Source organism: Microcystis sp. M53603_WE2, assembly GCF_030065435.1.
This window is the reverse complement of the sequence record NZ_JASJFF010000067.1, coordinates 1-7,242: the sequence shown is the minus strand read 5'-3', so window position 1 is coordinate 7,242 and position 7,242 is coordinate 1. Positions and strand designations below refer to the sequence as shown.

At 44.6% G+C, this 7,242-nt stretch carries 9 protein-coding genes; 3 read left to right on the top strand and 6 right to left on the bottom strand.

Annotated features, from left to right (window positions below; all coding sequences use genetic code 11):
• Positions 1 to 903: Ig-like domain-containing protein (locus tag PX481_RS01685; RefSeq protein ID WP_288093351.1), on the bottom strand; the 903-nt coding region annotated here is incomplete at its 3' end.
• A 747-nt stretch (positions 904 to 1,650) separates the two neighbouring features.
• Between PX481_RS01685 and PX481_RS01680 the strand changes: the two genes are divergently transcribed.
• On the top strand, positions 1,651 to 1,785 hold the full coding sequence (locus PX481_RS01680; protein ID WP_002761356.1) for a hypothetical protein: 135 nt from the start codon (positions 1,651 to 1,653) through the stop codon (positions 1,783 to 1,785).
• A gap of 69 nt (positions 1,786 to 1,854) precedes the next feature.
• On the opposite strand, the gene PX481_RS01675 is transcribed toward PX481_RS01680, so the two are convergent.
• Together PX481_RS01675 and der are read right to left on the bottom strand one after the other, a co-directional pair.
• Entirely contained in the window at positions 1,855 to 2,730 is an 876-nt protein-coding gene (locus PX481_RS01675; protein ID WP_002761354.1) for an energy-coupling factor transporter transmembrane component T family protein, read from the bottom strand.
• 3 nt (positions 2,731 to 2,733) lie between these two features.
• Positions 2,734 to 4,092: a ribosome biogenesis GTPase Der gene (gene der / locus PX481_RS01670; RefSeq protein WP_002782109.1), complete on the bottom strand. Its 1,359-nt coding sequence runs from the start codon at positions 4,090 to 4,092 to the stop codon at positions 2,734 to 2,736.
• Positions 4,093 to 4,244: 152 nt separating this feature from the next.
• On the opposite strand from der, the gene PX481_RS01665 reads away from it, so the two are divergent.
• Positions 4,245 to 4,496 (top strand): helix-turn-helix domain-containing protein, encoded by a 252-nt coding sequence (locus PX481_RS01665; RefSeq protein ID WP_002761350.1) that lies wholly within the window; start codon positions 4,245 to 4,247, stop codon positions 4,494 to 4,496.
• Positions 4,474 to 5,211, top strand: coding sequence for a hypothetical protein (locus tag PX481_RS01660; RefSeq protein WP_288027323.1), 738 nt, complete (start codon positions 4,474 to 4,476; stop codon positions 5,209 to 5,211). The genes PX481_RS01665 and PX481_RS01660 overlap by 23 nt, the downstream gene beginning before the upstream one ends.
• Here PX481_RS01660 and PX481_RS01655 read toward each other — a convergent pair.
• The 3 genes from PX481_RS01655 to PX481_RS01645 all read right to left on the bottom strand — a co-directional run.
• Complete coding sequence (locus PX481_RS01655) at positions 5,186 to 6,331, bottom strand: DNA cytosine methyltransferase (RefSeq protein ID WP_002761346.1); 1,146 nt, start codon at positions 6,329 to 6,331, stop codon at positions 5,186 to 5,188. The two genes, PX481_RS01660 and PX481_RS01655, sit on opposite strands and share 26 nt — an antisense overlap.
• 307 nt (positions 6,332 to 6,638) lie before the next feature.
• Complete coding sequence (gene psb35 / locus PX481_RS01650) at positions 6,639 to 6,839, bottom strand: photosystem II assembly protein Psb35 (protein ID WP_002761344.1); 201 nt, start codon at positions 6,837 to 6,839, stop codon at positions 6,639 to 6,641.
• A gap of 59 nt (positions 6,840 to 6,898) precedes the next feature.
• Positions 6,899 to 7,242 (bottom strand): gamma-glutamylcyclotransferase family protein (locus PX481_RS01645; RefSeq protein ID WP_288093345.1); only part of this gene is annotated, 344 nt, incomplete at its 5' end.

Sequence of the window (7,242 nt, the reverse complement as noted above, 5' to 3'; positions counted from 1 at the left end):
GCTCAGGGTTCCACCGCTGACGCTCACATCACTGTTGTCAAAACCGGCGACATCTTCGCTGAACTCAAAGGTGACGAGAGAATTGTTGTCTGCGTCGTTCAAGGAAGTATCAACAATATCGACTGCAAGGGTCGGATTGAGCGTATCAATCGTCACCGTGTCCGTACCCGCTCCGCCATCGTTGCCCGCCACGTCGCTGTAGCTGGCCGCTGCCACGGACACCGAGCCGGTGGTTTCCACAGCATCGGTGGCCGTGAAGATGGCCGTATAGCTGTTGCCATCCACTTGGGTGAAGTCGCTCAGGGTTCCACCGCTGACGCTCACATCACCGGCTGTGAAGCCATTCACAGTTTCGCTGAACTCAAAGGTGACGAGAGAATTGTTATCGCCGTCGTTCAGGGAAGCATCAACAATATCGACTGTCACTGTAGGTGGAGTTGTATCGTAGGGAACGAAAACATATTGTCCATCTACCGCCTTGATACCGTCGGTGCCGTTGACGCTTGTGGCTCTGACACCAAGAGTCGTAACACCCCCCGCCAAGAGCGCTTCGATCTCTACCCCTTGATCCTTGCTGTAGCTGTAAGTATAGGTATTACCCGCAGTAAGAAGACTGCTGCCATTATGCTCCGTTCCCGTTAACCCCGTATCGGAAATCTTGTCGTATCCATCCCAGACGATACCAGTCCCATTCATATTGAGACTGTTGTCAGCCTTGGAAAGAACTATATTGCCATCCGCGTTGCTATCGCCATTCGACCACCACAACGCATTGAGATCCATCGACCCCTTCTTCATATCAACAGTCCACTTATTTGTGACCGTGTTGTAAGAAGCGGTGAACCAGAGAGCCTGGGTAGTGTCGCCGTATTCCCAGGTGTAAGTGCCTTCCTGCAATGCCATGATCAAGACTCCCAATCAACAATTCTATACATACGGCGGCTTCAGGCTTAGTCTGGTACATCTTCTAAGGGTCAATGCTTATTCAATAAGGATTTATCGGTGCCACACGGATAGAGGAACCGCCGTATGTAAATGGTAACAGATTATGTAACGTATGTAACCATTTAGGGGGGCTACGGACTCAACCCAACAAAAAGGGGTTGTAGGTTGGGTTGACGTAAGGAAACCCAACTATAGTACGCTTGGATTGACCCAAGGAAACCCCACAAAAGGTCAGGAGAAGCGATCGCCGATTCCGACGGATTTAGGTGTTGGCTGTTGGGTTCCGCTTTCCTCTAAAATTGAGAGGTTTTCTTTAACCTATTGATTCGCTCAACCCAACCTACGAACTGAAATGTTGGGTTTCGCTTTCCTCTAAAATTGAGAGGTTTTCTTTAACCTATTGATTCGCTCAACCCAACCTACGGACTTCCTTGAAAAATCCCAACTTAGTAGATTTAGAAAAATGAGATGCACCCTGCCAAATGCCAAATCTTATCATACCTCATCTCTATAAGAAACGCCGTAACTTACTCTTATAAGTAATACTTTTTATCTGTTTAAATATCTATCTTTAGTAGGAAATTGGCGAGTGAGAAGTGGAAAGTGGGGAGTTTTTTGCTGTGAACAGTAATCAGTGAGGTTCTTCGGTTTGTCTTATGCAACGGACAGGGTTATAAGAAATGAAACTCTTATAGAGAAAGACATTTGGCGATTTTTGTCAATTGTTTTCTAGAGCGAACTAATCAATTAAATCCCTTGCAAGATAAAGATTTAGTCGATTTATGCCCCCCGATCGAACCAGACCAAGTAACGAAGAACTATCAGGTGAAAAGACAGTAGGAAACTTCTATTTAATACTGCACACTTAAAACTCAAATCTGATAACTGATAACTGATAACTGATAACTGCTATAAACCACCCCAAACTAATCGGGCTGCCCAAAAGGGAATTAACAAAAATAAAGCGATAAAATCAGCCCATCTTAACTGTAATTGGTGCCAGCGTACTTGATGCTGATTGGGACTGGTAAAACCGCGAACCTCCATAGCGATCGCTATTTGTTCGGCGCGCAAAAGCAAATTATCTAGTAATTTTTCCACTACTGTTAACCAGACGTTTAAACTCTTTTTAATCCCTAATTTTTGCCAATTGATCGCCCTAGTTCTCACTGCCCTAGCTAGATTTTGCACTTCTTCTAAAACCAGGGGAATAAAGCGCAAAGAGAGGGTCAGAGTCAGAGAAATTTCCGTCACCGGCACATTAAATCGCCGTAAAGGACTCATTAAATTCTCTAAACCTTCGGTAATTTCTTCCGGGGCCGTCGTCAATAAAAAGAGATTAGTGCTATAAATTAAAGTAAAAACTAAGGTACTAATTCTCACTGCTAATTCCAAAGAACGTCGGGTAACAAATAAACGACCTCTATCCCATAAAACATACTGATAATCACTTGCTGGCGGTAAATTCAGCCCTTCATCCGGTAAACGCGGCTGAATACTCACCCCTAAACCATCGGGAGTGATAGCAGTAATCAGAAAGACGATAATCGCTAAAAATATCAGCCAGCCCATCTGTTGCCGCCAGACGCGGGGGGGAATAGGAGCTAACAGGGTTAACAACATTAATAATCCCACCAAAGCTAAACGCCACCAAGGATTAGCTAATAAAGGTGCTGCTAAAAAAGCCATTAACCAGATAAATTTTACCCTGGCATCTAGTTGATGTAGTCGGGTAATCGGTTGATCGAGATAAAGACCGATGGGCAAACTTCGCAATAAATCCATAAATTAGACCTTGGTGGCTCTATTAACCGTTTTTTCCACTTCTCGCGCCGGTTTGCCGCGCCAGATTAAGCGGATCGGGGTTCCTTTAAAGCCTAACTGTTGCCGGAATTGCCCTTCGATGTAACGGCGATAGTTATCATTAAAGCGCTGGGGATCGTTAACGAAAAGGGCGATCGTGGGGGGTTGACTCGATACTTGCGTGCCATAGTATAGTTTCCCCTGTTTTCCGCCCCTGGTGGTGGGGGGATTGTGCCATTTAACCGCATCTTCGATCACATCGTTGATTACCGAGGTACTGACGCGACGACGGTGAGATTCGGCGGCAATATCGACTAATTCGAGGATTTTGGTGACTCTTTGCCCCGTCATGGCGCTGACAAAGATCATTTCTGCCCAATCCATGAAATACAGCCGATCCTGGAGCATTTTGGTGTAAGTATTGATGGTGTAGGTGTCTTTCTCCACCGCATCCCATTTATTGACCACTAGCACCACCGCGCGCCCTTCTTCAATAATTCGTCCCGCCAATTTTAAATCCTGTTCGGTGACACCATCTAGCACATCGATGACGAATAGTACCACGTCAGACCGGCGAATGGCCTTAAAAGCACGGTTAATACTGAAAAATTCGGCTCCATAGTCCACATTCTTCTTACGGCGAATGCCGGCGGTGTCAATTAACCGATAAACCTGTCCTTCTCGTTCAATTAAAGTATCGATCGAGTCTCTGGTGGTTCCCGAAATCGGACTAACGATCGCCCGTTGTTGTCCGGTTAAAGCATTGAGGAGACTGGATTTACCCACGTTAGGACGACCGATAATTGCCACTTTAATCTCTTCATTTTCGGGAATTGCCGCCGCGGGTGGCAAATATTTAATCACCGCATCGAGTAGTTCTCCTGTACCAGAACCGTGAATGGCCGAGATGGGGAAGGGTTCACCGATGGCTAATTCCCAGAATTCCGTCGCTTGCAGGATACCCTGTTCCACCGATTCACATTTATTGACGGCCAAAAGTATCGGGACATTTTGCTGTCGTAACCAAGCGGCAATTTCTCGATCGCCGGCGGTAATTCCCCCTTGCCCATCGACGACAAAAATCGCCACACTTGCCTCTGCTAGGGCGATTAAAGCCTGTTCGCGGATTAAAGGGAGAAATTCGCTGTCATCGTTAAAAACTAGCCCCCCTGTATCGACAATTTGAAAATCTCGATCGCACCAGAAAGCTGGTTGATAGGTGCGATCTCTGGTAATCCCGGGTTGATCGAAAACGATCGCCTGTTGATCTCCAGCGATACGATTGACGAGGGTGGATTTGCCCACATTGGGACGACCGATAATAGCGACGACAGGCAGTTTCATAAGAGGAGGAGGGGACGGAAATTAAAGACCCAATATTCTATCATAGCGATTTGCGATCGACCTTGGTTGATTTATCTGTTTCTGTTCGGCACCGAGACATTGAATACTTTAGTCTGTAGAACTTTGGTATACAAAAGACTAGAATTCAGCTTATGCAATCTGGTCAACTAGAGCAAATTTTAGGACGAGAGCTACAGCGTTATCGCCAAGAAAAAGGGTGGTCGCAAGAGTATTTGGCGGAAGTAACAGGTCTGCATAGAACTTACATCAGTCAACTAGAGCGAGGATTAAAAAGTCCATCGGTGAGAGTGCTTAGTCATATTACTAATGCTTTAGGTCTGAGGATGAGTGAATTTTTGTATTCCGTAGAGGAATCCCTAAGTGTTAACGAACGACGAGACTAAAAGACTAAAGCAGGCCATTCTAGCCGCAATTGCCTCACCATTGATTGGCTCGATCGAGGATTATAGCTGGGAAGCAATTTTTCATTATATCAAGAATATTCCTTTATCCGATCCTGCCCTAGGCAGAAGCAAACTACTCTACGATGCAGTGGACAGTAAAACTGCCAGTGGTTGGTCGCTAAAATCTCTACAACTGAATAGTTTAACTACAGATAATACCTTTTTGTTCGTAATTCAACGAGCAGATATGATCAAAAAAGCCATTCAACTTGGGGTTCCCTCTTTGAATCTGCAATCTTCCCCCGCACAACTGGGAACCGCTATTATTCAACACTGGAACGAGAAGATTCGCTCCAGTCAAACTGCTCAAAATGTCATCAACAGCTATGAGGGAATATTGCTAAAAAACCGAGAGGCCAATGAATATGTTTACTGTGAATACCCCCTTAATCCTCTTGATCCTAATGTTTTTTCTTGGGCATGGGCAATAGATAAAAAAACTGGGGGAGTAGGGGCAGGTTTACAGGGAAGCATCGCTGGCAAAACTCAGTTAGTTTGGTACAAAAATCAGAAACAGTTGTTTAGAAGCAGAACAATCCCCGCTGCCGCTATTCGTCTGAGAATTGAGAGAACTCGTCTGACAATAGATCGATATGTGGAGACAATTTTTGCAGCGCTACAAACCCAAACTAATACTCAAGATTTTGTCCCATAGAGTCTGCTACCACTTTGCCTAACAGTGGTGGCACAGATTCTCCAATTTGAGAGGCCATATCAGTATAAGTCCCTAAAAAGTGAAAATGATCGGGATAAGAATGTAATCTTGCTGCTTCACGAATTGTGATTGTCCGATTCTGGGTCGGATGAAAAAATCTGCCAGAACCGGGATGAAAAAACCACCTTGTAATTGTTCTTGCTGGTTTATCCCAAGAAAGTCGACCATAGGCCCCGCTATAGTGTTTTTTCGGTGCTAATTCAGCAGGTAAATCTCTCGCATCTTGTCCTTCCGCCAGAATTTGCACTCTTGACATTTGAATTGGTGTTAAAGCACGGGCAATATGATTAACAATTTTTTGACTTTGCTCACGCATCTTCTGTTGATATATGGTCTCGGGTTCCCTAGTATAAATTTCGTGATCATAAGCTTGTCCTGCTTCTAAAGTAGGTAAATCACTAATGGCATCTTTAACAGTAGTAACTGGGGCAATATTTGGTTCTAGTAAAGTAAGCTGTGTCCAAGATTTTACAGCTTTATAATCACTTCTGATATCACCAGAATGAGTTGCTTGGGGAAGGGATGGTAAACGCTCTAGACTAGCTAAAAAAAAGGCTCTTGAGCGAGTTTGTGGCACTCCATAATAAGCGGCGTTTAGGGAAGTAGTAACTACTTGATAACCCCAAGATTCTAAATGTGCTACAATTTCATCTCTGATGATACCGTTATAAGCTTTCAAAATTTCAGGAACATTTTCCATGACTACATGAAGAGGACGAAACTCTTGAACAAATCCTAAGAAAGACTTATATAAATGATTGCGAGAATCATTAAGATAGCGATACCCAGCCGGGATATTTCGTGAAAATCCTTGACAGGGTGGACCCCCGATAAGGGCGGTTAATTCTTCTCTTTGTAAACCTAAGTATAAGCGCAGTTCTGATGGATTAACTTTGCGGATGTCTTCCTGAAAAGTGCGTGTTTTAGGATAATTATGTTGATAGGTTGCTAATGCTTTCGCATTTACATCAATTGCACAGATAGATTCAAACCCGGCTAAATGAAATCCCGTGGTCAATCCGCCCGCACCAGAAAATAAGTCGATAATTTGTTGTTTCATGGTTGAATACTATCGTATTCGGAGCCTCTTGTCAACTAAATATCCTAGCGATGATAGCGACGACAGGCAGTTTCATAAGAGGAGGAGGGGACGGAAATTAAAGACCCAATATTCTATCATAGAGATTTGCGATCGACCTTGGTTGATTTATCTGTTTCTGTTCGGCAGGAAGGGCGGAAATGCCTGAAATAACCGCCTAGTCAGGTCTTTAGTCCCTTGTCCGCAGCCAAGGGTCAATCCCAACCAACCTGATTGCTGAGAAGGGAGAAAAAAGCTGACGGCTAAAATAACTGATCACTGCCTTTTTCTAGGATTGAGAATCAGAATCCACCTCTGTCTTCACTTCGGGGACAATATCGGGTCTTTGGGCATCTTCCCAACCGACCGGGCGTTTAGAATTGTACCAAGCGATCGAACCGATGGTGACAGCAGCGAGAAAACCGACCACATAAACTGCCACAAAATAAACGGGGAATTTGCCACTGGCCACTTCTAGGAGTAGATACATAATTTTTTCACGATTAAGCTTTTAATTTGTATATCTTAACAGAATCGGCCCCCTCATCCCTATTCTCGATCGCTACTGGTCCACCAACCGGAAGGCAGCCAAATACCGCCATGGAGAGCTATTTTTGCCGGTGTCATCATATATCCCCAGGCTTCGCCGATCAATTCTCGCTCTAGATTATAAATAGGGATTCTGCGACGCTGATACTCGTTTTCTTCTGGATCTCTGCCGGGTTGATAATCTTCCAAAGCATCCAAAAGCCCAATATCATAATCTGCGTTAAAAGTCAATAAAATTCCCTTCACCCAGCCCTCGCCCTCGGTCAGTCCGGGATAACCGAGGGCGGTAAGATGGTATAAATACCCCTTTGTGTAGGCGGTTTTAGAGTTGATCACTTTTCCCG

Excerpts from the sequence above, each read along its gene's own strand:
- PX481_RS01675 (WP_002761354.1), bottom strand. The coding sequence starts at position 2,730 with ATGGATTTATTGCGAAGTTTGCCCATCGGTCTTTATCTCGATCAACCG.
- der (WP_002782109.1), bottom strand. The coding sequence starts at position 4,092 with ATGAAACTGCCTGTCGTCGCTATTATCGGTCGTCCCAATGTGGGCAAA.
- PX481_RS01665 (WP_002761350.1), top strand. The coding sequence starts at position 4,245 with ATGCAATCTGGTCAACTAGAGCAAATTTTAGGACGAGAGCTACAGCGT.
- PX481_RS01655 (WP_002761346.1), bottom strand. The coding sequence starts at position 6,331 with ATGAAACAACAAATTATCGACTTATTTTCTGGTGCGGGCGGATTGACC.
- psb35 (WP_002761344.1), bottom strand. The coding sequence starts at position 6,839 with ATGTATCTACTCCTAGAAGTGGCCAGTGGCAAATTCCCCGTTTATTTT.